At 63.9% G+C, this 24,562-nt stretch carries 25 protein-coding genes; 11 read left to right on the top strand and 14 right to left on the bottom strand.

Annotated elements, in window-relative coordinates; translation table 11 throughout:
• Positions 1 to 15 precede the first annotated feature (15 nt).
• The 3 genes from mreD to ABWW33_RS04310 form a co-directional block, all read right to left on the bottom strand.
• On the bottom strand, positions 16 to 528 hold the full coding sequence (gene mreD / locus ABWW33_RS04320) for a rod shape-determining protein MreD (RefSeq protein ID WP_353399328.1): 513 nt from the start codon (positions 526 to 528) through the stop codon (positions 16 to 18).
• Positions 525 to 1,673: a rod shape-determining protein MreC gene (gene mreC, locus ABWW33_RS04315; protein ID WP_353399327.1), complete on the bottom strand. Its 1,149-nt coding sequence runs from the start codon at positions 1,671 to 1,673 to the stop codon at positions 525 to 527. Before mreC ends, mreD begins: the two co-directional genes overlap by 4 nt.
• 91 nt (positions 1,674 to 1,764) lie before the next feature.
• Positions 1,765 to 2,808: a rod shape-determining protein gene (locus tag ABWW33_RS04310; RefSeq protein WP_008445008.1), complete on the bottom strand. Its 1,044-nt coding sequence runs from the start codon at positions 2,806 to 2,808 to the stop codon at positions 1,765 to 1,767.
• A 274-nt stretch (positions 2,809 to 3,082) separates the two neighbouring features.
• On the opposite strand from ABWW33_RS04310, the gene gatC reads away from it, so the two are divergent.
• From gatC to ABWW33_RS04285, 5 genes are all read left to right on the top strand, one after another.
• A complete protein-coding gene (gene gatC, locus ABWW33_RS04305; protein ID WP_176654858.1) occupies positions 3,083 to 3,385 on the top strand; it encodes an Asp-tRNA(Asn)/Glu-tRNA(Gln) amidotransferase subunit GatC in 303 nt (100 codons plus the stop codon).
• A 106-nt stretch (positions 3,386 to 3,491) separates the two neighbouring features.
• Positions 3,492 to 4,964, top strand: coding sequence for an Asp-tRNA(Asn)/Glu-tRNA(Gln) amidotransferase subunit GatA (gene gatA / locus ABWW33_RS04300; RefSeq protein WP_353399324.1), 1,473 nt, complete (start codon positions 3,492 to 3,494; stop codon positions 4,962 to 4,964).
• A 26-nt stretch (positions 4,965 to 4,990) separates the two neighbouring features.
• Complete coding sequence (gene gatB, locus ABWW33_RS04295; RefSeq protein ID WP_353399321.1) at positions 4,991 to 6,451, top strand: Asp-tRNA(Asn)/Glu-tRNA(Gln) amidotransferase subunit GatB; 1,461 nt, start codon at positions 4,991 to 4,993, stop codon at positions 6,449 to 6,451.
• A gap of 128 nt (positions 6,452 to 6,579) precedes the next feature.
• Complete coding sequence (locus ABWW33_RS04290) at positions 6,580 to 6,747, top strand: hypothetical protein (protein WP_353399318.1); 168 nt, start codon at positions 6,580 to 6,582, stop codon at positions 6,745 to 6,747.
• A 563-nt stretch (positions 6,748 to 7,310) separates the two neighbouring features.
• On the top strand, positions 7,311 to 7,796 hold the full coding sequence (locus tag ABWW33_RS04285; RefSeq protein ID WP_176654862.1) for a GNAT family N-acetyltransferase: 486 nt from the start codon (positions 7,311 to 7,313) through the stop codon (positions 7,794 to 7,796).
• A gap of 48 nt (positions 7,797 to 7,844) precedes the next feature.
• Here the strand turns inward: ABWW33_RS04285 and ABWW33_RS04280 are convergent, their stop codons facing one another.
• The 3 genes from ABWW33_RS04280 to ABWW33_RS04270 are packed head-to-tail and all read right to left on the bottom strand — an operon-like array spanning position 7,845 to position 9,883.
• Complete coding sequence (locus tag ABWW33_RS04280) at positions 7,845 to 8,525, bottom strand: hypothetical protein (protein ID WP_353399315.1); 681 nt, start codon at positions 8,523 to 8,525, stop codon at positions 7,845 to 7,847.
• 7 nt (positions 8,526 to 8,532) lie between these two features.
• A complete protein-coding gene (locus tag ABWW33_RS04275) occupies positions 8,533 to 9,297 on the bottom strand; it encodes a MipA/OmpV family protein (RefSeq protein WP_353399312.1) in 765 nt (254 codons plus the stop codon).
• Between the two features lie 7 nt (positions 9,298 to 9,304).
• Entirely contained in the window at positions 9,305 to 9,883 is a 579-nt protein-coding gene (locus tag ABWW33_RS04270) for an outer membrane beta-barrel protein (protein WP_353399309.1), read from the bottom strand.
• A 194-nt stretch (positions 9,884 to 10,077) separates the two neighbouring features.
• On the opposite strand from ABWW33_RS04270, the gene ABWW33_RS04265 reads away from it, so the two are divergent.
• From ABWW33_RS04265 to ABWW33_RS04250, 4 genes are all read left to right on the top strand, one after another.
• Positions 10,078 to 10,755 carry a response regulator gene (locus ABWW33_RS04265; RefSeq protein ID WP_176654867.1) on the top strand — a complete coding sequence of 226 codons (678 nt, stop codon included), beginning with the start codon at positions 10,078 to 10,080 and terminating at the stop codon, positions 10,753 to 10,755.
• Positions 10,752 to 12,050: an ATP-binding protein gene (locus ABWW33_RS04260; protein WP_353399306.1), complete on the top strand. Its 1,299-nt coding sequence runs from the start codon at positions 10,752 to 10,754 to the stop codon at positions 12,048 to 12,050. Before ABWW33_RS04265 ends, ABWW33_RS04260 begins: the two co-directional genes overlap by 4 nt.
• Positions 12,051 to 12,163: 113 nt before the next feature.
• Positions 12,164 to 12,535, top strand: a complete 372-nt coding sequence (locus tag ABWW33_RS04255; RefSeq protein WP_176654869.1) for a BlaI/MecI/CopY family transcriptional regulator — start codon at positions 12,164 to 12,166, stop codon at positions 12,533 to 12,535.
• A complete protein-coding gene (locus ABWW33_RS04250) occupies positions 12,532 to 13,797 on the top strand; it encodes a TonB family protein (RefSeq protein ID WP_353399303.1) in 1,266 nt (421 codons plus the stop codon). The genes ABWW33_RS04255 and ABWW33_RS04250 overlap by 4 nt, the downstream gene beginning before the upstream one ends.
• A 30-nt stretch (positions 13,798 to 13,827) precedes the next feature.
• On the opposite strand, the gene ABWW33_RS04245 is transcribed toward ABWW33_RS04250, so the two are convergent.
• The 3 genes from ABWW33_RS04245 to pyrE form a co-directional block, all read right to left on the bottom strand.
• Positions 13,828 to 14,688 carry an alpha/beta fold hydrolase gene (locus ABWW33_RS04245; protein WP_353399300.1) on the bottom strand — a complete coding sequence of 287 codons (861 nt, stop codon included), beginning with the start codon at positions 14,686 to 14,688 and terminating at the stop codon, positions 13,828 to 13,830.
• Entirely contained in the window at positions 14,688 to 15,059 is a 372-nt protein-coding gene (locus tag ABWW33_RS04240) for a DUF4279 domain-containing protein (RefSeq protein WP_176654872.1), read from the bottom strand. Before ABWW33_RS04240 ends, ABWW33_RS04245 begins: the two co-directional genes overlap by 1 nt.
• Positions 15,060 to 15,136: 77 nt before the next feature.
• Positions 15,137 to 15,814 (bottom strand): orotate phosphoribosyltransferase, encoded by a 678-nt coding sequence (gene pyrE, locus ABWW33_RS04235; protein WP_176654873.1) that lies wholly within the window; start codon positions 15,812 to 15,814, stop codon positions 15,137 to 15,139.
• Between the two features lie 73 nt (positions 15,815 to 15,887).
• Between pyrE and ABWW33_RS04230 the strand changes: the two genes are divergently transcribed.
• Together ABWW33_RS04230 and ABWW33_RS04225 are read left to right on the top strand one after the other, a co-directional pair.
• Entirely contained in the window at positions 15,888 to 16,655 is a 768-nt protein-coding gene (locus ABWW33_RS04230; protein ID WP_176654874.1) for an exodeoxyribonuclease III, read from the top strand.
• Between the two features lie 107 nt (positions 16,656 to 16,762).
• Entirely contained in the window at positions 16,763 to 19,744 is a 2,982-nt protein-coding gene (locus tag ABWW33_RS04225; RefSeq protein WP_353399297.1) for an Ig-like domain-containing protein, read from the top strand.
• A gap of 4 nt (positions 19,745 to 19,748) precedes the next feature.
• Here ABWW33_RS04225 and ABWW33_RS04220 read toward each other — a convergent pair whose 3' ends face one another.
• The 5 genes from ABWW33_RS04220 to metX are packed head-to-tail and all read right to left on the bottom strand — an operon-like array spanning position 19,749 to position 24,528.
• Positions 19,749 to 20,636: a pseudouridine synthase gene (locus ABWW33_RS04220; protein WP_353399294.1), complete on the bottom strand. Its 888-nt coding sequence runs from the start codon at positions 20,634 to 20,636 to the stop codon at positions 19,749 to 19,751.
• Complete coding sequence (locus tag ABWW33_RS04215) at positions 20,636 to 21,526, bottom strand: M48 family metallopeptidase (RefSeq protein WP_176654877.1); 891 nt, start codon at positions 21,524 to 21,526, stop codon at positions 20,636 to 20,638. Before ABWW33_RS04215 ends, ABWW33_RS04220 begins: the two co-directional genes overlap by 1 nt.
• Entirely contained in the window at positions 21,513 to 22,772 is a 1,260-nt protein-coding gene (locus ABWW33_RS04210) for an AmpG family muropeptide MFS transporter (RefSeq protein ID WP_176654878.1), read from the bottom strand. The genes ABWW33_RS04215 and ABWW33_RS04210 overlap by 14 nt, the downstream gene beginning before the upstream one ends.
• Positions 22,772 to 23,383, bottom strand: a complete 612-nt coding sequence (gene metW / locus ABWW33_RS04205) for a methionine biosynthesis protein MetW (protein WP_176654879.1) — start codon at positions 23,381 to 23,383, stop codon at positions 22,772 to 22,774. Before metW ends, ABWW33_RS04210 begins: the two co-directional genes overlap by 1 nt.
• Positions 23,380 to 24,528: a homoserine O-succinyltransferase MetX gene (gene metX / locus ABWW33_RS04200; RefSeq protein WP_176654880.1), complete on the bottom strand. Its 1,149-nt coding sequence runs from the start codon at positions 24,526 to 24,528 to the stop codon at positions 23,380 to 23,382. Before metX ends, metW begins: the two co-directional genes overlap by 4 nt.
• Positions 24,529 to 24,562 lie beyond the last annotated feature (34 nt).

Raw genomic sequence — 24,562 nt, 5'->3', positions numbered from 1 at the left:
ACCCCTGCCCCGGCGTCAGATCGGCCGCGTGTGGTCGCGGTCGACCGCGCGCCGCTGCGGGGCAAGCAGCAGCCAGGTGGCCAGCGGCCACAGGGCCACGGCGATGGCGCTTTCGATGAAGTAGAACCAGCCAGGGAATTTGCCGGAGACGAAGAAGCGCACCAGCAGCTGCACCGACTGCGCCATCACCAGCAGCGGGAACACGTGCATCGCCTGCGTCAGCAGCGGGAACCACAGCACGCGACGGTGCAGCATGATCGCGAAGTAGGACAGCAGCGTGTAGGCCAGCGCGTTCTCGCCCAGCAGCGTGGAATCGTGGACGTCCATCAGCAGGCCGAGGAAGAAGGCGGTGCCGATGCCTACCTTGCGCGGCTGGTGCACCCCCCAGAACACCAGCACCAGCGCCACGAAATCCGGCACGCCGATGAAGTTCCCCCAGGGGAGCAGGTTCAGTAAGAATGCGCCGAACAGGCTGAACGCGATGAACAGCGGACTGACCGGCAGCAGGATATAGTGCGGACGATTCATCGTGCCGGCTCCTTCGGTTTGGCGGCTGCGGGCGCGGGCTGGACGTTGGTCGCGGCCGGCGCGGCGGCAGGTGTCGTTGTTGGCGCTGCCGCGGGCGCCGTTGCAGGTGCGGTCGCGTCGGCGGCCGGCGCCGGCTTGGGCGCGGGCGGCGGCATCACCGGCATCAGGCCGGGCGCCGCGTTGTTCGCGGGCGCGGCGGCGGGAGCCGGTGCCGGATCGACGCCCTCTTTCGGCGCCTCCTTGATCGGCGCCATCTTGTTGTTGTGCTTCTTGAGCGCGCGCTGCTCCTCCTCGGGCGGACGCGGAGGCATGTCCGGCGCCGACATCAGTATCAGCAGCTGCGTGTTGTTCGAGATGCCGCCCAGCGGCTGGCAGACCACGCCGCCGAACGAGCCGGCCGCGCTGTTCTCCACCTGCGTCACGCGCGCCACCGCCAGGCCGGCGGGATAGACGCCGTCCAGGCCCGAGGTGACGACGATGTCGCCGACCTGGATGTCCGCGTTCGGCGCCGTGAAGCGCAGCTCCAGCGCGCCGGACTTGCCGCGGCCGAAGGCCACGCTGCGCAAGCCGTTGCGCAGCAACTGCACCGGCACCGCCTGCTCCTTGTCGGTCAGCAGCGTCACTTCGGAGGTGAACGGGAATACCCGCGTGACCTGTCCGACCACGCCCTGGTTGTCGATCACCGGCAGGCCGAGCGAGACGCCCTGCTGGGTGCCGCGGTCGAGGATGATCTTGCGGCTGTTGGCGTCGCGCGCGTCGTACAGGATTTCAGCCAGCATCGACTTGACGGGCAAATGCTCGCGCGCGTCCATCAGCTTGCGCAACTGGCCGTTTTCCGCGGCCTGGAGCTGCGCCTGCTGCAGCACCAGCGCGCCGGCGATCTGCTGGCGTTTGAGCTCGCGCACCTGCTTTTCCAGCGAGGACAGCGTGGAGAAATAATCGCCGACGCCGTAGATGGCGTCGCGCGGCAGCAAGGCTGCCATTTGCAGCGGATACAGCACGGTACCCGCGACCTGGCGCACGGTATTCAAGGTGCGCATGCGTGAATCGACCAGCAGCAGTGCAATCGATATGCACGCGAACACCGTCATCTTGACCCGGGCGGAGGCGCCTTGCTTGAAAAGTGGCGGAGGACTGTATTCCATGACTTCCAATAATCCGGCGCTCGCGCGCCAACGAGTGTCAGCTCAGCACTAAGCATCGGGGCCGCTGATTCGCGGCCCCGTCTTTGTCAGATCATTCGTAGGAGAAGATCGAGCCCAGTTGGTCCATCCGCTCCAGCGCCATGCCGGAGCCGCGCACCACGCATGTGAGCGGATCTTCCGCCACCAGCACCGGCAAGCCGGTTTCCTCCATCAGCAGACGATCCAGGTCGCGCAACAGCGCGCCGCCGCCCGTCAGCATCATGCCTTTTTCCGCAATGTCGGCGCCCAGTTCCGGCGGCGTCTGTTCCAGCGCGTTCTTCACGGCCGAAACGATGTTGTTGAGCGGGTCGGTCAGCGCTTCGAGGATCTCGTTGGACGAAATCGTGAACGAGCGCGGGATGCCTTCGGACAGGTTGCGGCCCTTGACTTCCATTTCCTTCACTTCCGAACCCGGGAAGGCCGAACCGATGGCCTTCTTGATCGCCTCGGCGGTCTGCTCGCCGATCAGCATGCCGTAGTTGCGGCGGATGTAGTTGACGATCGCCTCGTCGAACTTGTCGCCGCCGACGCGCACCGAGCCTTTGTAGACCATGCCGCCCAGCGAGATGATGCCCACCTCGGTGGTGCCGCCGCCGATGTCGACCACCATCGAGCCGGTGGCATCGGAGACCGGCAGGCCGGCGCCGATCGCCGCCGCCATCGGCTCTTCGATCAGGTAGACCTGCGAGGCGCCGGCGCCGAGCGCCGATTCGCGGATCGCGCGGCGCTCGACCTGGGTCGAGCCGCACGGCACGCAGATGATGATGCGCGGCGAAGGACGGAAGAATTTGGAGTCGTGCACCATGCGGATGAACTGCTTGAGCATCTGCTCGGTGACGGTGAAGTCGGCGATCACGCCGTCTTTCATCGGGCGGATCGCCTCGATGTTGCCTGGGACCTTGCCCAGCATCTGTTTCGCTTCTTTACCGACTGCCTGGATCGTCTTCTTGCCGTTAGGGCCGCCTTCCTGGCGGATCGCGACAACCGAAGGTTCGTCAAGAACGATGCCCTGGCCGCGTACGTAAATCAGAGTGTTGGCCGTGCCCAAGTCGATGGCCAGATCGGTGGAAATATACCTGCGTAAAAAACCAAACATGTGTGTCCTGTGGCGCTACTGGTGTGCGCGTAAGCCGTTAGAAAGAAATCCTGTCGTGACGCGGCGGCAGCAATGATTCAGCGCCGTCAACGCATCAACCCGCCATTCTACCTTATAATTTGAATGCGATTTGCCGAAAATCCAGCCAAAAGTGTATCGGTTGAGGTCGCAAGTTAGCCGGAAATCATCAACTTTTGCCAGCGAATAGGCAGAATATCCAGTTTTTTATCATTACAACAACTAAACCTAGCGCGGCCCGTCCGCGCCATCCGCCATGTCCCTGACCCTATCCGACGTAACCCGCATCGCCAAACTGGCCCAACTTGAGATGAGCGAGCAGCAAAGCGCCACGGCGCTGGACCAGCTGAATGGCATTTTTGCGCTGGCCGAACAGATGCAGGCGGTCGACACCGACGGCGTCGCCCCGCTGAGCCATCCGCTGGCGGCGCACATGAACAACATCGCGCTGCGCCTGCGCGAAGACGCGGCCACCGAAGCGAACCGCCGCGAAGACTACCAGGCCGTCGCGCCCAAGACCCAGGACGGCTTGTACCTGGTGCCGAAAGTGATCGAATAAATCGTCATTCCCGCGAAAGCGGGAATCCATGCTGCGCCGATCTGGCCAGCGTTCTATGGGTCCCCGCCTGCGCGGGGACGACGCAACGAATCTGAATTGAAACGCCATGCACACCAAAACCATTAAAGAGCTGTCCGCGCTACTGCAAAGCAAAGCCATCACCGCCACCGAGCTGGCGACGCACTTCCTCGACCGTATCGAAAAGAGCGACCTGAACGCCTTCCTGCACGTGGACCGCGCGCTGACCCTGGCGCAGGCCGCCGAGGCGGACGCCCGCATCGCCGCCGGCACCGCCACGCCGCTGACCGGCGTGCCGATCGCCCACAAGGACATCTTCGTCACCCGCGACTGGCGCTCGACCGCCGGCTCGAAAATGCTGGCCAACTACGTCAGCCCGTTCGACGCCACCGTGGTGGAGAAATTCCGCGCGGCCGGCATGGTCACCTTGGGCAAACTCAATTGTGACGAATTCGCGATGGGCTCGGCCAATGAAAACTCGGCCTTCGGCCCGGTCAGGAATCCATGGGATAAAAGCGCCGTGCCCGGCGGCTCGTCGGGCGGTTCCGCCGCCGCCATCGCCGCTCGCCTGTCGCCGGCCGTCACCGGCACCGACACCGGCGGCTCGATCCGCCAGCCGGCCGCGTTCTGCGGCATCACCGGCATCAAGCCGACCTACGGCCGCGTGTCGCGCTTCGGCATGATCGCCTTCGCCTCGTCGCTGGACCAGGGCGGCCCGATGGCGCAAACCGCCGAAGACTGCGCGCTGCTGCTGAACGCGATGGCCGGCTTCGATGAGCGCGATTCGACTTCGCTGACGCCTGAAATGGGCGGCATCGACGAAGACTACACGCGCGAACTGGGCCAGCCCCTGACGGGCCTGCGCATCGGCGTGCCGAAGGAGTACTTCGGCGAAGGCCTGTCCGCCGATGTCGAGCAAGCCGTGCGCGCCGCGCTGGCCAAGTACGTCGAGATGGGCGCGACCTTGGTGGACATTTCGCTGCCGAACACCGCGCTGTCGATCCCGGCCTACTACATGATCGCGCCGGCCGAAGCCTCGTCCAACCTGTCGCGCTTCGATGGCGTGCGCTACGGCCACCGCGCCGCGGAATACAAGGACCTGTCGGACATGTACCGCAAGACCCGCGCCGAAGGCTTCGGCGCCGAGGTCAAGCGCCGCATCATGGTTGGCACCTATGTGCTGTGCCACGGCTACTACGACGCCTACTACCTGAAGGCGCAAAAGATCCGCCGCCTGATCGCGCAGGATTTCGAAGCGGTGCTGAACGGCCCGAACGCCGTCTGCGACGTCATCATGGGACCGGTCGCGCCGACCGTGGCCTGGGACCTGGGCGACAAGTCCGACGACCCGGTCGCCGCCTACCTGGCCGACATCTACACGCTGTCGACCAGCCTGGCCGGCCTGCCCGGCATGTCGATCCCGGTCGGCTTCGGCAACAAGAATCGTCCGGTGGGCCTGCAGATCATCGGCAAGCACTTTGGTGAAGCCAAGCTGCTCAACGTCGCCCACCAGTACCAGCTGGCGACCGACTGGCACACCCGCGCTCCGGCCGGCATCTAACCCACAGAACAAATAGCGAGAATCATATGGAATGGGAAGTCGTCATCGGTCTTGAGAACCACGTGCAGCTCACGACCGAATCTAAAATTTTCAGCGGATCACCGATCAAGTTCGGCGCCGAACCGAACACCCAGGCCAGCCCTGTGGACCTGGCGCTGCCAGGCGTGCTGCCGGTGATGAACAAGCAGGCGGTGGACCGCGCGATCCGCTTCGGCCTGGCCGTGGGCGCGAAGATAGCGCCGGCCTCCATCTTCGCCCGCAAGAACTACTTCTATCCGGACCTGCCCAAGGGCTACCAGATCAGCCAGTTCGAAGACCCGGTGGTCATCGGCGGCTCGCTGACGTTCGGCTTCGAGAAGGATGGCGAATTCGTCACCAAGACCGTCAACCTGACGCGCGCCCACCTGGAAGAAGACGCCGGCAAATCGCTGCACGAAGACTATGCCGGCATGAGCGGCATCGACTTGAACCGCGCCGGCACGCCGCTGCTGGAGATCGTCTCCGAGCCGGAAATCCGCAGCGCCGCCGAAGCGGTGGCCTACGCCAAGGCGCTGCACTCGCTAGTGATGTGGCTGGGCGTCTGCGACGGCAACATGCAGGAAGGCTCGTTCCGCTGCGACGTCAACGTCTCCGTGCGGCCGAAGGGCCAGAAGGAATTCGGCACCCGCTGCGAGATCAAGAACCTGAACTCGTTCCGCTTCATCGAGGAAGCCGTGCACGTCGAAGTGCGCCGCCAGATCGAACTGATCGAAGACGGCGGCAAGGTGGTGCAGGCCACCCGCCTGTACGATCCGGACCGCAAGGAAACGCGCGAAATGCGCAGCAAGGAAGACGCGCAGGACTACCGCTACTTCCCCGACCCGGACCTGCCGCCGCTGGTCATTTCCGACGAGTGGATCGCGAAGGTCAAAGCCTCGATGCCGGAACTGCCGGCCGCGATGCGCGCACGCTTCGTCAGCGAATACGCGCTGCCGGAATATGACTCGCTGGTGCTGACCGCGTCGAAGGCGATGGCGACCTACTTCGTCGCCGTGGTGGAAAAGGCCGGCAAGGAAAACGCCAAGGCCGCCGCCAACTGGCTGATGGGCGACGTCTCGTCGACCTTGAACCGCGAAGGCGTCGATCTGGATCAGTCGCCGGTATCGGCGGCCCAGCTGGCGGCGCTGCTGAAGCGCATCGCCGACGGCACGATTTCCAACAAGGCGGCGAAAGAAGTCTTCGCCGGCATGTGGGAAGCCAAGTCGAGCGACGAGAACCTGGTGGACACCATCATCGAAGCCAAGGGCCTGAAGCAGATCTCCGACACCGGCGCGCTGGAAGCGATCGTCAACGACGTCATCGCCGCCAACGAGAAATCGGTGGAGCAGTACCGCGCGGGCAAGGAGGCGGCGCTCAACTCGCTGATCGGCCAGGCGATGAAGGCCTCGCGCGGCAAGGCCAACCCGGCGCAGCTGACCGAGCTGCTGAAGGCCAAGCTGGCCGGCTAAGAAAAAAAGGACGCTACGGCGTCCTTTTTTTTCGACGAACCAAACATCTCCCTGACGCCAATGAACCGATATCTCTATGCAACAGCTTCTTGATGTATTGGCCCCTGAATACGGTTCCAGATAGGGGTATGGGCATCACCGAAAACGATACTCTTGATGCCGCCAGAAAGCGGGATATCGATATCGAATGCGCCGCTCAAGCCGGGCCGGGTCAACACCATCACCACCTTTACCTGCATTACGCTTTCGGCTCTATGCAGGTCCACCCGTTCGACCACCATGGCGCTATGAAATAGCAGTCCCTTGATGCTGCAGAATGCACTCCCGTCCTTTTCAATTTGCCCCAGCAAGTACGGCCGGAGTGCTGGCAGGTCCTATCCGATGAGTCAGCCATTCTCCCGTTGCGCAATACCATGCGTCCGCAGCAAAGGCTGAACACGGACGATGAAATGACCAAGCCTGCCGCCCCAGCCTCTTGTACTGGGCGATCTTTTCAAACAAGCGGATTTCCTGTTCGCTCGAGAGATAAGCGACTCTGCATGCAATGGCATCACGCCCAAGCTCCAGATTCTCGAACAGGCCGTTGCCACTGCCGGTGGGAGCATTTCCCCAAGTCCCATATGTGACAGGCATGCCGTCAACTGGACAATACTCTATCCAGCTATGTCCAAGAAATTGGTCAGCGCCTGTATTCGAAAAAATTTTCAGTATCCCAGTCATACTAACAATTTACGTGGCCTGGTCTGCCGGACTTTAAGCGCCATCAATGGGAGTTTTGAGGCCGTGACAAAGCGCGTGTTTTTGTCGCCGGCAAAACTGCTATGCTGCTGGTCCGGCCACCACATGAGACAACACCGCAATGACCGACACGAGAATACGCCTGGCAGTTCCCGAGGATGCAGCCGCCATCGCCGCGATGGCGGTGGCGCTGACGGAGGAAATATCCGGGCGCCTGGGCGTGAAGACCTTTAACCTGGAACCGCAGAAGACCGCCAGCTTGTGCCATATGCTGCTGCGCGAGGAAAAATACCTCGCGCTGGTGGCGATCGCGGAAGACCAGGCGATCGGCTTTGTCGGCATCTCCGAAGGCCGCGCCTTGTACGCCGAGGGCGCGCTGGCGACGATGCAGGAATTCTATGTCGCCCCGCCGTTCCGTGCCAACGGCGTCGGCACCCTGCTGCTCAACGCGGCCGCCGAGCTGGCGCGCAAGCGCCGCTGGAACCGGCTGGAAGTCTGCACGCCGCCGCTGCCGGAGTTCGACCGCAGCTTGACTTTCTACGAACGCCACGGCTTCGAGATCACCGGTGGCCGCAAACTCAAACGCCTGTTCACATCCACCGAGTAGATCGTAGCGGACCTCAACGACGCGCTCCAGTCGCTGCAGTAATATTCTCTACTCCAGCAGCGCCGCGATGGCCAGCGGCGTGCTGCTGGTGACGACCTGCCCGCCATCGGGCTGCATGCTGAATCGATAGGCGAAGATACGGAAGCCGATCACGACGTCGCCTCTGAACGCCGGCCCCTCTTTGGCCGCCAGCGCCACCGCCGCCCCATCTGCGCCCTGGTATCGAACCGTCGCCGCATCGTTCCTCGGATACGAAAACTGCACCCCGGCGCAGCTCTTGCCTGCCGCCTCGCCCGAGTAGCGCAGATACGCCAGCAACTGGTCGCAGGCGGTGTGCAAATCCGCCACGGCATAGACGCCGTCCGGCCGCGTCACGATCGACACCCAAGCGCCGGACTTCAATTGGCCCGCCTTGCGGTTCAGCGTCAGCTCCGCGTTGTCGTCATAGGCGGCCTTGGAGAACGGGAACACGGCACGGCCCAAGGCATCCAGCGTCAAGGCCGTTTGCGTGCTCCTGCCCTTGAGCGTCAGCCGCAATCCCTCCATGGGCACGCTCTTGTCGCGCGGACGAATGCGGAAGTGGTTCTGCAGGAACTGCTTGGGCTTGCCGTACTTCTCAAACCAGATCATCTGCCGGTACGCCGTGCGGTAGTCGATCCAGTCCGACTCCTCCTGTGCGCAGGCGAGCGACGGCAGCAAGGCAAGGCTGAGCAGGAGGAGCCTGAGCATATGGCGCTTAAAACCGGTACGCCAGTCCGCTGGACCAGGTGATGAAGTTGCGGCGCTCGACGATGGGACTTCCGGCAGGCGTCGTGCCCAGGCGCGTGCCCGTCACGGAGCTGTTGATCAGCCACTTGCTGCTCAACTCCCAGTTCCAGTTGACGCCCGCGCTCATCGCCATCACGCCTCCGGAGGGCCGATAATCGCGCACGCCGCCGCTGGCGGTGCTCACTTCATACAGTTCGCGCGCCACCGGGTCGCTGGCCAACGACACCCCGGCCGACAGCGACACCGTATGATGTGGCGCCAGCGACGACCAGCTCTTCTGCATGCCAAGCTGCCCCTTGAAGCCGTGCGCACTGGTGTCGTAGACCGCACTGAAAAGGATGCGCGCGTTATCGCCCAGGTAGTAGTTGTAAAAGCCGCCCACGTCCGGCGATCCCTTGACCGGATGCGTGCCGCGCAGGCGGCGGCTTTCGCCCGGATCGCGCGAATTACTGTCGACCAGCAGAGGACCATATTCGACGCCGGCGGTTTCCGACAGATGCAAGCCCGCCACGCCGGTGGCCGACACGAAGATGCCATTGCTCCACTGGACCTGCAGCAGCGGCCGCAGCGACACCGGCCGGTCCTCGCCTGCAGCCACCGCGGTCCGCGTGGCGACGCCTATCCCCACATACATGTCCCGGCTCCCGTCGGGCATCATCAGCCCGGCGGTGTTCTCGGCCAGCGCCGGTCCGCATGCGGCCAGCAGGAAAAATAACGGGGATAGCTTGTTCATGTATTCCTTAAAAGCCGAAGCGCAGGCCCAGCGCGAATCGATCCATCGTCGAGGTCAAGCCTTCGTGTTTCAGTTTGTCCGTATGTTCCAGTTCCAGCTGCACCGCAACGTCCTTGCCCACCAGGTAGGATGCCCCCACGCTCAGGTAGGCGCCGGTCTTGCGCGTCGTGGTGCCGGCCGGCGCATCCTTGCCGCTGATGTCCAGCACCATGCGCCCCTGCGCCACGCCGACCTTGGCGAACAGCGACCAGTCCTCGTTCAGCTGCCAGGTTCCCCTGGCAGCCAGGTAGGCGGCGCTGTTGCGGGCCTTCAGCTGGTAGCCGGGAGCGAGATCGAAGCTGGTCGAACCGATGCTGCCGCGATAGCCGCCCTCCAGCGCCCAATTCTGCGACAACACATAGCCTGCAAACAGCCCGGCCGGCGTGGCCTTGCTGCCGGCGCCGCGTTCCGTGGTGGCGCCGTTGTCGGTGAACTTGGTATGGCCGTTCGCCGACGGACTCAGATTGGCGCCGATGTAAAAGTCTTCGGCCTGCGCCAGCGGGGTTGCGAAGAGAATGGCGATAGCAGTGCACAAAAATTTGTTCATGTTCAGATTCCGGGTTGAAGTAGGAGCCTCCAATGTAAAGAGCCCCGCCTTCGAAATCCGCCTCGATCTGTCGCTGAATTGTCCTCAATTTGTAGGCGTCATTTGTATAAAAAGTGTACGAATCTGTACCGGATTGTCGAAATTGCCACTTCCACGCCGCAGTCCACTACAATACCGCTCAAATTGGAGGCCCGATGCAGCGTGTGATGCTGGTGGAAGACGATGCGCGGCTCGCCGCGCTGGTCAAGGAATACCTGGACGAATTCGACTACGAGGTCGACGTGGTGACTCGCGGCGACCTCGCGCTGGACCGCTTCCGCGCCACCCGGCCGGACATGGTGATCCTCGACCTGACGCTGCCCGGCGTCGACGGCCTGGTGGTGTGCCGCCAGCTGCGCCAGCTCAGCGCCGTGCCCATCCTGATCCTGACGGCGCGCGAAGACAGCTTCGACGAAGTCTCCGGCCTCGAACAGGGCGCGGACGACTACGTCAACAAACCGATCCAGCCACGCGTGCTGCTGGCCCGCCTGCGCGCGCTGCAACGGCGCGGCGCGGCTGCGGCAGGCAGCGACATCGTCATCGGCCAGTTGCGCATCTCGCGCGAGAACCGCGCCGTCTTCTGGCGCGGGCAGGAGGTGGCGATGAACAGCACGGAATTCAAACTGTTCCTGATCCTGGCCGACGCCTCGGGCAAGGTCATGTCGCGCAACGATATCCTGGTGCGGATGCGCGGCATCGAATTCGACGGCCTCGATCGCAGCATCGACAACTGCATCTCGCGCCTGCGCCGCAAATTCAACGACGGTGGCCCGGAGCGCATCAAGACCGTATGGGGCGAAGGCTACCTGTTCAGTCCTTCGGCCTGGGAATGAACCGGCTTTTCCGGCATTTCGCGGTACTGGTGCTGCTGGCCATCACGCTGGCCAGCGGCGTCATTTACTTCACCTTCAGCCGCTTGTTCGGCGATCCGCTGGAGCAGATCGCGCGCCGCCAGTCCGCCGGCCAGATCTTCCTGCTGGAGCAGTACATCGACAAGGCGACCGCCGACGAATGGCTGCCGCGCCTGAACAAGGTGCGTGAAGTGTCCGAGGCCACGCTGGAGCTGCAGCCCTTGCAGGCCACGCTGTCCGCGCTGCCTGCCGACAAACGCGCCCCGCTGCTGCAGGGCGCGGTGGTGATGGACGTCGGCGGCAAGGCGTTCTACCGCCGGGTCGACACCAACGGCGCGCGCTACATCGGCAGCGACGGCGATGTGATCCACGCGCAGAATCTGCCCATTGATATCGGCCAGGCGCTGGGCATGGAGGCGATACGCTTCGGCGTGATCGCGCTGTTCCTGCTGGTGCCGATAGGATGGTGGACGCGCGCGCATGGACGCGGCCTGGCGGCGCTGTCGCGCGTGGCCGATGATTTCGGCCAGGGCAACCTGGCGGCGCGGGCGCAGGTCAGGCCGGCATCGAGCATCGCACCGCTGGCGGGCCGCATCAACGAAATGGCCGAGCGCATAGGCTTGCTGCTGGAGGCGCGCAAGCATCTGCTGCATTCGGTATCGCACGAGCTACGCACGCCGATAGCGCGACTGGAGTTCGGCATGGAGCTGCTGCGCGACCGGCACGCGATCGACAACCCGGATATGCGGCGCCGCATCGACGCGATGGGCGCGGATATCGACGAGCTCAAGTCGCTGGTCAACGAGCTGCTCGGCCTGACGCAGCTCGATCATGCGCAGGCGATGCCGCGCCAGCCGTTCGCGCTGGCGCCGCTGCTGCAAGCCTGCATGCCGGCGCCGGAATCCGCTGCGCAATTCAGCGCCAGCATCCCCGGCGACCTGGGCGAGCTGCATGGCGACGCCCGGCTGCTGGCGCGCGCCATCAACAACCTGCTTGGCAACGCCGCCAAGTACGCCGTTTGCAGTATCGCCCTATCCGCCGCCCGCGATGAAGAGCGTATCCACATCAGCATCGAAGACGACGGCCCCGGCGTCCCTGCCGCTGAGCGCGAGCGCGTGTTCGAGCCCTTCTACCGCCTGGCCCGCGAACAGGATCATGCCGCCGCCGGCCATGGCCTGGGCCTGGCGATCGCCGCCAGGGCCATCGCGCTGCACGGCGGCTCCATCGCCATCGACGACTCGCCACTGGGCGGCGCCCGCTTCACCATCACAATCTAGACATAGATGTCTACATTGCACAACGCCTTACAGCAGGCTTGAAAATTAAAGTATACATTTTTGTCTAGACAGACTAATCTACAAATACTTTAGCAAGCCGACAAGAGAACGCCATGACCATTCCGAAACCGACCGCCGCCGAACTCGATCTGCTGCAAGCCCTGTGGCCGCTCGGCTCGGCCACCGCCAAGCAGGTGCACGAAGCCATGCTGGAAGAGAAGCCGGACCTGGCCTACGGCACCGTGCTGCGGCTGATGCAGATCATGCACACCAAGGGCATCCTGATCCGCGACGAGAGCCAGCGCTCGCACATCTATGCGCCGGCGCAGGCGCAGGACGCGCTGCAGACCAACCTGCTGAAGGACCTGATGCAGAAGGCCTTCGCCGGATCGGCCAAGGCGCTGGTGCTGGCGGCGCTGCGCTCGGGCATCTCCAAAAAGGAGCGCGAGGAGATCGAGAAGATACTCAAGGAAGAAAAGAAATGAGCGCCTTCATCTTCGCCCTCGGGCTGACGCTGGTGCACTTCCTGTGGCAAGGCTTGCTGCTGGGCTGCGCCACCGCCGTCGCGCTGACGCTGCTGCGTAACAGCCGCGCCGAATACCGCTACCTGGCCGCCTGCTCGGCGCTGCTGGCCTGCCTGTGCTGGCCGGCCATCGAACTGTATCGGCGCCTGAACGGCGACGCCGCCGGCGGCATCATCGATATCAACGTGATCCATCTCGCCGCGCAAACCATCGTCGGCGACGGCACGCCGTTCGACCTGCGCGACTCGGTGCGTGACATCGTCAGCCTGTGGGCGCTGTGCGCCGCCGTGCTGGCGCTGCGCATGATCCTCGGCCTGCTGTGGATAAACCGCGCCGCGGAGCAATGCGACTGCCGGCACCGCGACCAGCAACTGCGCTGGGAAGCCAGCCTGCGGCGCCTGGCCGCGCGCTTCGGCGTGACACGCGCCGTACGGCTGCGCGTCGTCGACAGCATCGCCAGCCCGATCACCGCCGGCTGGTGGCGCCCGGTGGTGCTGCTGCCGGCGGCTCTGGTGGCCGGCATGCCGCCCGATTTGCTGGAGGCGCTGCTGGCGCACGAAATGGCGCACATCCAGCGCCACGATTACCTGGTCAACCTGCTGCAGAACGTGATCGAAACGCTGCTGTTCTACCACCCGGCCGTCTGGTGGATCTCGAACCGCATCCGCATCGAACGCGAACTGATTGCAGACGATTTCGCAGCAAGGCAGCTCGGCGAACCGCGGCGTCTGGCGCTTGCACTCTCAGAACTGGAGCGACTCCAGTTCTCCACTCACCACCTGGCCCAAGCGGCCAATGGAGGAAATTTGATGGACCGTATTCAACGACTGTGCCGCCCTGCCCCGCAGGCCCTGAACTGGAAGGCCGCGATTCCGATGCTGGGATTGGCGCTGGCCTGCATGTCGATCTACGCCGAGGCCACGGCCGCCGACAAGGCCTCGGCGAAGAGGGTGCAAGCCATGGCCGACTTCGAGCACTGCGCCAAGCCGACCTGGCCTGAAGGGGCGATCGCCAGGCAGGAAGCCGGTACCGTGACGCTGGGCTTCCTGGTCGGCGCCGACGGCACGCTGAAAGACTCGAAGGTCAAAAAATCCAGCGGCCACGCCGATCTGGACGAGGCGGCGCGCAGCGGCATCTTCAAATGCAAATTCAAGCCGGCCACTCAGGCCGGCAAGCCGGTCCAGTCATGGATGCAGATGCAGTACGTCTGGGTGCTGGAGTAAGCAGGAAAGGCGCCCGGCCGGCGGCGCATGTCACGCCGGGCGCAACGCCATCCAGTCCAGGATGTCGGCAAAGATCTGCTCGCGATTGAGCTCGTTGAAATTCTCGTGATAGTTTTGCGGATGCCGCTGATACGTCAGCAGCGCCGCCGGCACCGACTTCAGCATCGCCTGCGCCGCGTCGGCGTCGGCCAGCTTGTCGTCGCCGGCAACCACGGCGAACAGCCGATGCTTCCAGGCCGGCATACGCGCCGCCAGTCCCTGCTGGGCCGCCGTCAGCGCGTTGCCGAAGCGGACCGTGATTTCGGTGGCGCGGATGCCGTCGCGTTCATCGTCATGATGGCGGGCGGTGATGGCGCTGTCGTGCGTCAGCATATCGGTCAGCGGCGCCAGCGGCACCTTCATGCGCGGCGCCAGAGCGCCCAGCACGCCGGCCAGCGCCAGCAGCACCGGCGACACCTTGATCGCGTTGACGTAGTACGGCGACGACAGGATGAAGCCCTTGATGGCGGCGTCGCCGGCAAAGTGCCCCAGGCCCAGGTGGGTGGCGATCAGCGCGCCCATCGAATGGCCCATGACATAGATCGGGACGCCGGGATACTGCTGCTTGACCCAAGCCAGGAAAGCCACGCTGTCGTCGAGGAAGACGTGGAAGCCGGGGACGTCGACCCGGCGCGCGTCCTGGTGGCCGCACAGGTCGTAGGCCACGGTGGCGATGCCGTGGCGGCGGAAATACAGCGCCGGCGTGACGTAGTCGCCCGCATGCGCCATGCCGCCGTGGATCGCCAGGATCACCGCGCGCGGGGCTGCGCCCTGCGGTTCCCAGATGTGGACGCGGCGCTCGGCCTGTGGGCCGGCGCGGAAGCTGGCCAGACGGTCTTCGGAAAAGCGCATCAGGCGGTGATGCTGAGCGTGATGCCCATGCCGGTCAGCAGCGTCAGGTCGGCCAGCGTGAAGTCCAGGCTGGGCGTGGCCTCGCCGCGCTCGGTGGTGAACGAGATGCGCAGCTCGGCGGCCACGTCGGAACGCTCGAAATGGATGCCGCGCGCCTGGCATTCGGCCAGGTAGTGACGGATCTGCTTGAGCAGCGCATCCGGATCCATGTCGGTGCCGACGGCCACGTAAAAGCCGGAATCGATGCGCACGCGCCCGTCCGGCTTCACGTCGCCCTTTTTCCAATCGCTGTCCGGCTCGGTCGGCAGACCGTCGCGTATATCGTCCAGTCCCTCGTCGTCGCCGTGCACCTTCAGTGTTGCGATGTTCATGGATTAGCCTTTTTTGTCTCCGGGTACCTCAAAGAAGGTTACACCATAGAAATATCAAAGTCTAGCAATATAGCTTTTTATGCAATGCCGTAGCGGGTGCGATACGCGGCCACCGCGTCCTTGTACTGTAGCAGCTGCGGATCGGCGCCGGCGCCGTTCAGATAGCTGAACAGGTCGTCCAGGTTGCCGATCGAAATCACCGGAATGTTGTAGGTCTTGGCCACTTCCTGCACCGCCGAACTGGGCGACAGCGCGCCGTCCTTGCCGGAGCGTTCCATGCGGTCCAGCGCGATCAGCACGGCGCACGGTTCGGCGCCCGCGGCGCGTATCATATCCACCGATTCGCGCACCGAGGTGCCGGCCGAGATCACGTCGTCGATGATGACCACCTTGCCCTGCAGCTTGGCGCCGACGATGGTGCCGCCTTCGCCGTGGTCCTTGGCTTCCTTGCGGTTGAAGGCGAACGAGGTGTTGCGGCCCTTGCCGGCCAGCGCCACTGCCGTGGCCGACGCCAGCGTGATGCCCTTGTAAGCCGGGCCGAACAGCATGTCGAACTCGACGCCGGAATCGAGCAGCGTTTGCGCGTAAAACTGCGCCAGCTGCGCCAGCGTGGCGCCGTCATGGAACAAGCCGGCGTTGAAGAAGTACGGCGACTGGCGGCCGGCCTTGGTGGTGAACTCGCCGAAGCGCAAGACACCGGTCTGGACCGAAAACGCGATAAATTCCTGGCGCAGGTTATTCACTGAATTAGTCATGTTGGCTCATTTCTTTAAAGTGCCGGTATTTTAACGCTACACTAACGCATTCCAAAATTTACGCCGCTCCCTTATGCCAAAAATCATCTCCGCCAACCTGAACGGCATCCGCTCCGCCTCGACCAAGGGCTTTTTCAAATGGATGGCCACGCAGGACGCCGATTTCGTCTGCGTCCAGGAATTGAAGGCGCAAGCGCCGGACATGACGCCGGAATTCCTCAACCCGGGCGGCTACCACGGCCACTTCCACTATGCCGAGAAAAAAGGCTATTCCGGCACCGGCGTCTATAGCAAGATCGAACCGGACCGCGTGGTCATCGGCTTCGGCGCGCCGGAGTTCGACGCCGAGGGCCGCTATGTGCGTTGCGATTTCGGCAACCTGACGGTGATCTCGGTGTACTGCCCGTCCGGTTCGTCCGGCCCGGAGCGCCAGGAAGCCAAGTTCCGCTTCATGGACCTGTTCCTGCCGCACCTGCAGCAGCTGCACGCCGAGGGCCGCGAAGTGGTCATCTGCGGCGACTGGAACATCGCCCACAAGGAAATCGACCTGAAGAACTGGAAGGGCAACAAGAAGAATTCCGGCTTCCTGCCCGAGGAACGCGAGTGGATGACCCGCGTCTTCGACGAAGTCGGCTTTGTCGACGTGCACCGCGGCCTCGACCCGCGCGAAGAGCAGTATACCTGGTGGAGCAACCGCGGCCAGGCCTATGCCAAGAACGTGGGCTGGCGCATCGATTACCACGTCGCCACCCCGGGCATCGCCGCCAAGGCCACCAGCGTGGCCATCTACAAGGACGAAAAATTCTCCGATCACGCGCCGCTGACCATCATCTACGGCTGATTTGTTGTAGGCAAACAAAAAAACTGCGGCGATAGGAATTTCCTAAAGGTAAATAGGCATGTTTCCTTGTTATCATACAGGTTGCGCCTATTTACCAAAGAAATGCCATGCCCTCTTCCCCTACGCCGACCCTGCTTTCCGTCACCGCCACCGGTAACAACACGATCACCTTGCATTTCAGCGAGGCGATGGCGGCCGGCGAAGGCAATCTCATCATCAGCGGCGGCCACAGCCAGACGTACATGACCAAGGATGGGCTGGCCACCCGCATCGTCGGCGCCCACGATACGCGGCCGGTGTCGGCCAGCGACAGCCAGGTCAACTACAGCGGCACCGACGTGGTCATCACCTTGACCACGCCACTGGAAGCCGGCCTGACCTACAGCGTCACGATGGGGAATAACGTGCTGCGCACGGTAGCCAGCGACATCGGCTTCCACAGCATCAGTTCCACCAGCCAGTTCTTCTTCACCACCACCGCCACGGCGCACAGCGCGCCGAGCGCGACGGTGGATGCGGCGATGCATTTCATCGACAGCGGCGCCAGCAGCACCGATTTCGTCACCAGTTGGGACGCGCAGGTCGTCACCGGCACCTATACCGGCACGCTGGGCACCAACGATTTCGTCCAGGTTTCGCTGGACAACGGCGCCAGCTGGCACAAGGCCAGCGCCAGCGGCAACACCTGGAGCTACAGCGGCAGCATCGACACCGCCAACCTCGGCAGCGGCCAGGATTCGACCTTCACCAGCAAGATTCTGGCGCGCGTCGGCAATACCTACACGCTCAACAGCGGCACCGTCAGCCAGACATATACCTACGACCACCAGGTGCCGAGCGCGCCGTCGAGCAGCTTTGCGCTGTCGAACGACAGCGGCACCAGCAGCAGCGACTACATTACCAACGTCGCCAGCCAGACCATTTCCGGCACCATTGCCGGCCTGTCGGGCAGCGGACTGGCCGTTCAGATTTCGATGAGCAACGGCGATACCTGGGACAACGCCACCGTCAGCGGCAATAACTGGAACGCCGCCGTGACGCTGAACCAGATCGGCAAGGTGCTGGTGCGCGTGGTCGACCTGGCCGGCAACGCGTCGTCGTCAGTCTCGAAGGTATACGACTACGACACCGGCGTGTCGCTGAGCGGCCACGCGCTGACGCTGCTCAGCGACTTCGACACCGGCACCCTCCATAACGACCACATCACCAGATCCTTCTCCTATGTCACGCTGGCGGTCGACGGCATGACCGGCCTGAACATCGGCGACCGGATCGAGCTGATCGACACCAGCCACGGCTCGGCCGTGGTCGGTCATTACACGATACAGAGCACCGACCTGGATGGTTATGGGGTGCTGGGGACCACCACCGGCAAAATGCACCACCCCGGCAGCGACATCTCATTCCAGAACATCACGCTGGAGAGCCTGGCCGACGGCGCTTACGTGCTGGCCGCGCGCGTAACGGATGTGGCTGGCAACGTCAGCACGGCGCTCAGCGACACGCTGAGCTTGACCATCGACAACACCGCGCCAACGCTGACCAGCAGCACGCCAGCCGAAAGCGCCGGGTCGGTGACGGTAGTAGCCCACAATACCCTGAGCTTTACGTTTAATGAAGACATCTACGTCGCCGACGGCACGGTCGTCACCATTACCGACGACGACGATCCGAACAGCTTCCAACAGGTGACGCTGTCGAACAGCGACATCAGCGGCAATACGCTGAGCTTCACGCTGAACTATGCGCTCACCGCCGGCACCCACTACACGGTGCAGGGTGCGACGATCACCGACGCCGCCGGCAACGCCGGCATCACCGGCGACACGGTGATGCTGCACTTCACCACGGCCGGCAGCTACCCGGCGCCGGCGACGCCGGCGCTCTCCATCGCCGATACCGCGCCCGCATCGGACACCAATTCGTCCTCCACGTTCCATACCGACCATATCACCAAGGCCGTCACGGTGCAGGTCGCGGAGCTGAACGAAACGGGCACATGGTATTACCGGCTGCACCCGACGGACGCATGGACGGAGGGCTCCGGCAGCAGCTTCGTGCTCGATGAAGGCACTTATGCCGCCAACCAGATCGAGGTCAAGCAGACGGTTCATGGCGTCGACAGCGCCGTCACCAGCAACAGCGATCCTGTTACCGTGGATACCCATGCCGCCGGCGCCGACGTGACCGGCTCCACCTCCTTCTCCTCCGGAGATAACACGATCGGCGGCAACCTCACCCACAGCACCGACTTGCCCAACGAAATTGTGGAGGTGACCCTGGACCACGGCGCGACCTGGCTGCAAGCGACGACCAGCGCCGGCTCGACAGGCAACGCCTCGTGGACACTGAGCGGCATCTCGGCCCAGTTGACAGACAACTTCGGTGTGCGCGTGTCCGACCAGGCCGGCAACATTACTGAATTTGCGGACCGGGCGGGCACCTATGTGACCTACTATCTGAGCGATGGCGCGGTCATCACCTACAACCATGCCGGCGATGATCACGTCACCGTGGTAAGCAATGGCTCCAACAGCACCATTACACTCGGCAATCATTCACTGGTTTACACCGGGAACTATGGCAATGTGACCATGGGCGACGATGCGTTCGTCTCGGGCCTGGACAACCTTACCGTCACCACCGGCAACGGCAACAACACCGTGTATGCCCACGCATCAGCCAACATCACCACCGGCAGCGGTTCGGACATGATAGGCCTCACCGCAGCCGACAACGCCACGGTGCATGCCGGTGCCGGAGACGATACGTTGTTTTTGCTGGCCAACGCCAGCTTGAACCTGGATAGCTTGACCGGCATTACCGGCGTCGAAAACATCAGCTTCGTCGGCACCGGTCCCAACGATCTGACCATCGCCAGCACCGCCGGCGTGCAGCACTTCGTGACTGGCAGTACGCTGACCATCACCAATAACAACAACGCCACCGGTACAACCGTGCATTTGAATGATCTGGTGTGGGCTGATGCTGGAACTCAATCGGGATACCACGCCTACCACGACCTCGGCAATACAATGGTGATCCTGGTCGCCACCACCATCGCGGTGGACTTGAACCACACCCTCTGACCGCTTACAGGCTGCGGCGGCTGCTGAATTCGCGGCGTTCGCCGCTGAGGGGGTCGGTGAAGGCGATGCGGCGCGCCAGCAGCTTGAGCGGCTGCGACACGTCGTCTTGCTTGCACGGCAGCGCCACCGGATAGAATGCATCGTTGACGATGGGGATGCCCAGCGACGCCAGGTGCAGCCGCAGCTGGTGCTTGCGGCCGGTGTGCGGCTGCAGCCGGTACAAGGTGCAGTCGGCGCGGTGCTCGATGACGTCGATCAGGGTTTCGGAATTGGGCTCGCCCGGCTCTTCCTTCATGATGAAGAACTTGTCGCCATCGACCATGCGGCTGCGGTAGGTGAATGGAAAGTCGCGGCCGTGCAGGCGCGGCGCCAGCGCCTCGTACTCCTTCTCGATCACGCGCTTCTGGAACATCGACTGATAGGCGCCGCGGCTGTCCTGGCGGCGTGAAAAGATCACCACGCCGGCCGTCTCGCGGTCCAGCCGGTGGATGGGCGTCAGCTCTTCCTCGCCCAGCTTTTTCTTCAGCCGCACCAGCAGCGTCTCGTGCAGGAAGCGGCCGGTAGGTATCATCGGCAGGAAGTGCGGTTTGTCGACCACCACCAGATGCTCGTCCATGAACAGCACCTCCTCCTCGAACGGGATCGGCGTCTCCGCATCGAGCTCGCGGTAGTAGAAGATGCGCATGCCGCGCTTGTAGGCGCTGTGCGGCGCCAGCGGATTGCCGTCGCCATCCACCACGTCGCTGCGGGCCATGCGCTCGCGCCACGACGCTTCCGTCACATCGGGATAGTAAGCGACCAGGAAGGTCAACAGGTCCGGCCACTGCCCTTCCGGCAGCCACAGGTAGCTGGGCGCGACACCGTCGCGCATGGGCAGCGGCGCCTTGGCCATTATGAGCGCGGCAGCGCCAGCGAGTGGTACGGCGGCAGATTGTTCGGATCCAGTCCCTTGACGCGGGCAAACACCGGCAGCACCAGATGCATGTTCGCGTTCATGTCGTCGATGCGCTTGCTGCCGCTGGGGTGGGTCGACAGGAAGGGCAGCGGCTGGCTCTTGTTCACCGCGCTCATCTTCTGCCACAGCGCCACGCCGGCGCGCGGATCGAAGCCGGCCCGCGCCGCCAGGTCCAGGCCGACCAGGTCGGCCTCGCTTTCGTCGCTGCGCGAATAGCTCAGCGCGGCGGTCTTGGCGGCGCCGCCGGCCACTGCGTCGCCCAGGCGCGGATCGACGCCGAAATAGGCCGAGCCCAGCGCGCCGACAATGCGCGCGCCGATCGACGTGAGGGCGTTCTTGCCGGCCTGCTCGCGCGCGTGCTCGCGCAAGGCGTGGGCGATCTCGTGGCCCATGACCATCGCCACTTCGTCGTCGGTCAGATTGAGCTTGGTCAGGATGCCGTTGAAAAAGGCGATGCGGCCGCCCGGCATGCAGAAGGCGTTCACCGTCGGCGAGTTGAGCAGGTTGACTTCCCACTTCCAGTTGGCCGCGTCCGGATTCCAGCGCGCGGTGAACGGGATCAGCCGCTTGGCGATGGCGCGCAGGCGTATCAGTTGCGGATTGCGCTCGGTGGCGACGGCGTCCTTCTGGTGCGCCTGGGCCAGCATCTGGTCGTACTGCAGCTTGGACTGCTGGTCGAACTGGCGGGCGTCGCCGCCGATGCCGCGCAGGCGCGACATGCTGGTGACCGGGATGCCGTCGTTCTGCGCATGGACAGACAACCCGGGCACCGCGCCGGCCAGGCACGCCAGCGCCAGCAAGGCGCTCTTCAATTTAAGCTTTTTCATTTCCACTGTTCCATGGTGCGATTTTCGGCAGCATCATCATCGCAGGAAAAGCGAGGATGAAGCACACGATAAAGAACCAGAACCACCCGGTTTCGGCCACAATATAACCCACCGAGGAGTTGATGAATGTGCGCGGGACCGCCGCCAGGCTGGAAAACAATGCATATTGCGTGGCCGTGTAGCGCGGGTCGGTGGCGCGCGACATGAAGGCCACCAGCGCCGCCGCGCCCAGCCCCAGGCTGGCAAAGGCTTCGAAGCCGAACACGGCGCTCAGCAGCAGCGGATCCGGCCCGGTACTGGCCAGCCACGCGAAACCGAGGATGGCGATCGCCTGCAGCACGCCGAACACCCACAGCGCGCGGTTGATGCCCAGCTTGATCATCCAGATGCCGCCCACGGCGCCCCCCGCCAGCGCTGCCCACCAGCCGGTGGCGTTGGCGGCCAGGCCGATCTGCTTGGTGGTGAAGCCGATATCGAGGAAGAACTTGGTCGACAGCGCTGTGGCCATGCTGTCGCCGATTTTGTAGAGCAGCACGAAGCCGATGATCAGCAAGGCCTGGTTCCAGCCATCGCGCAGCACGAACTCGCGGAACGGCAGCACCACGGCCTCCTGCAGGTTCTTGGGCGGCGCGCCATACACGGCGGGTTCCTTCGACAGCAAGGTGCAGATGAAACCCGGCAGCATGAAGGCGGCGACGATCCAGAACACCGCCTGCCACGGCATGCTGTCCGCCAGTACCAGCCCCAGCGCGCTGGGGATCAGGCTGGCGGCCTTGTAGGCGTTGACGACGATGGCTGCGCCCAGGCCCTGCTCGTTCTCGACCAGGATCTCGCGGCGGTAGGCGTCGATCACCACGTCCTGGCTGGCCGACAGGAATGCGATCAGGAACACGAAGCCGGCGATCAGGCTCAGTTCGAGTTTCGGGTCCAGCATGCCGAGGCCGCCGATGACGAGGAACAGCGCCAGCTGCGTCAGCGCCATCCAGCCGCGCCGCCGGCCCAGCGGGCCGATGCTGTAGCGGTCCATGAACGGCGCCCACAGGAACTTGAAGGTGTAGGGGAAGGTCACCAGCGCGAACAGGCCCAGCGCCTTGACGTCCAGTCCGGACTTGGCCAGCCATGCCTGCATCAGGTAGATCAGCGTGTACAGCGGCAGCCCGGAGCTGAAGCCCAGGAACAGGATCGATATCGTGCGGCCGTTGACATAGGTGCGCCAGCCGCGCGCCGTGGCCTCCACGCCGGCCATCAGTGGTCCGCCTTTTTGCGCAGGCGGAACACGGCCAGGTCGCCGCGCAGGTTGGGCAGGAACGATACGCGGTGGCCTTCGGCCAGCGCCACGCATTCGATCACGTCCAGCCCGCATTCGACGGCCAGGTCGCGGAAGTCGGTGATGGTGGCGCAGCGCACGTTGGGCGTGTCGTACCATTCGTACGGCAGCGATTCCGACACCGGCATGCGGCCCTTCAGCAGGGCCACGCGGTGCGGCCAGTAGGCGAAGTTGGGGAAGGAGACGATGGCTTCCTTGCCGACGCGGACGATGTCGCGCAGCAGCGGCTCGACGTGCTTCATCATCTGCAGCGACGACAGGCACAGCACCGTGTCGAAGCTGTCGTCGCCGAAGATGGCCAGGCCTTTTTCCATGTCCTGCTGGATCACGCGCACGCCGCGCCTGGTGGAGTCCAGCACCTTGTCGTCGGCGATTTCGATGCCGTAGCCGCTGCACCGCTTGTCGCTCTGCAGGTAGTCCATCATCACGCCGTCGCCGCAGCCGACGTCCAGCACATGCGCATTCTCCGGCACCCAGTGGGCGATGAAGGCCAGGTCCGGCCGGGCGGTGCTTAATTCATTGAAGTTCATGCGACATCCTTTATTTCATTCCACACCTGGCCGTAGTAGGCGCGCACCATGTTCATGTAGCGCTCATCCTCCAGCAGGAAAGCGTCGTGGCCGTGCGGCGCGTCGATCTCGGCATAGGTCACCTGGCGGCGGTTGCTGATCAGCGCCTGCACGATCTCCTGGCTGCGCTCCGGCGAGAAGCGCCAGTCCGTCGTGAAGGAGGCCAGGAAGAACTTGGCCCTGGTGCCGGCCAGCGTCTTGGCCAGGTCGCCGCCGTGCTTGCGCGCCGGGTCGAAATAGTCGAGCGCCTTGGTGATCAGCAGGTAGGTGTTGGCGTCGAAGTATTCGCTGAACTTGTCGCCCTGGTAGCGCAGGTAGGATTCGATCTCGAAGTCCACGCCGAAGCCGAACTTGTAGTCGCCCGCCTCGGCCGCATCGCGCAGCTTGCGGCCGAATTTCTCGGCCATGTCGTCGTCGGACAGATAGGTGATGTGGCCGACCATGCGTGCCACGCGCAGGCCGTTTTTCGGCACCACGCCGTGCTCGTAGAAGTCGCCGCCGTGGTAATCCGGATCGGACAGGATGGCCTGGCGCGCGACGTCGTTGAAGGCGATGTTCTGCGCCGACAGCTTGGGCGTCGAGGCGATCACCACGCAGTGGCGCAAACGGTCGGGGTACATGATGGACCAGGCCAGCGCCTGCATGCCGCCCAGCGAACCGCCCATGACGGCGGCGAACTGGCTGATGCCCAGTTGATCGGCCAGGCGTGCCTGCGCCGCCACCCAGTCTTCCACCGTGACGACCGGGAAGGCCGCGCCGTAAGGCTTGCCGGTCGCCGGATTGACGTGCATCGGGCCGGTCGAGCCGAAGCACGAGCCGAGGTTGTTGACGCCGATGACGAAGAACTTGTCGGTGTCCAGCGGCTTGCCGGGACCGACCATATTGTCCCACCAGCCCAGGCTTTTCGGCTTGCCCTCATATTCTCCGGCCACGTGGTGCGAGGCGTTGAGCGCGTGGCACACCAGCACCGCGTTCGATTTGTCGGCGTTGAGCGTGCCGTAGGTCTCGTACATCAACATGTAGTTGTGCAGCGAAGCGCCGCTCTGCAGCGGCAGCGGCTGCGCAAAATGCATGGTTTGCGGGGTAACGTATCCTAAGGATGACATGTGGTTTATTGGTTTTTTAGGTCGGCCCCACGGG

The sequence above is a fragment of the Duganella hordei genome, from assembly GCF_040369125.1.
Classification (GTDB): domain Bacteria; phylum Pseudomonadota; class Gammaproteobacteria; order Burkholderiales; family Burkholderiaceae_D; genus Rugamonas; species Rugamonas hordei.
Note: the sequence above shows the minus strand (reverse complement) of the source record. Positions and strands in the feature narration are given on the sequence as shown.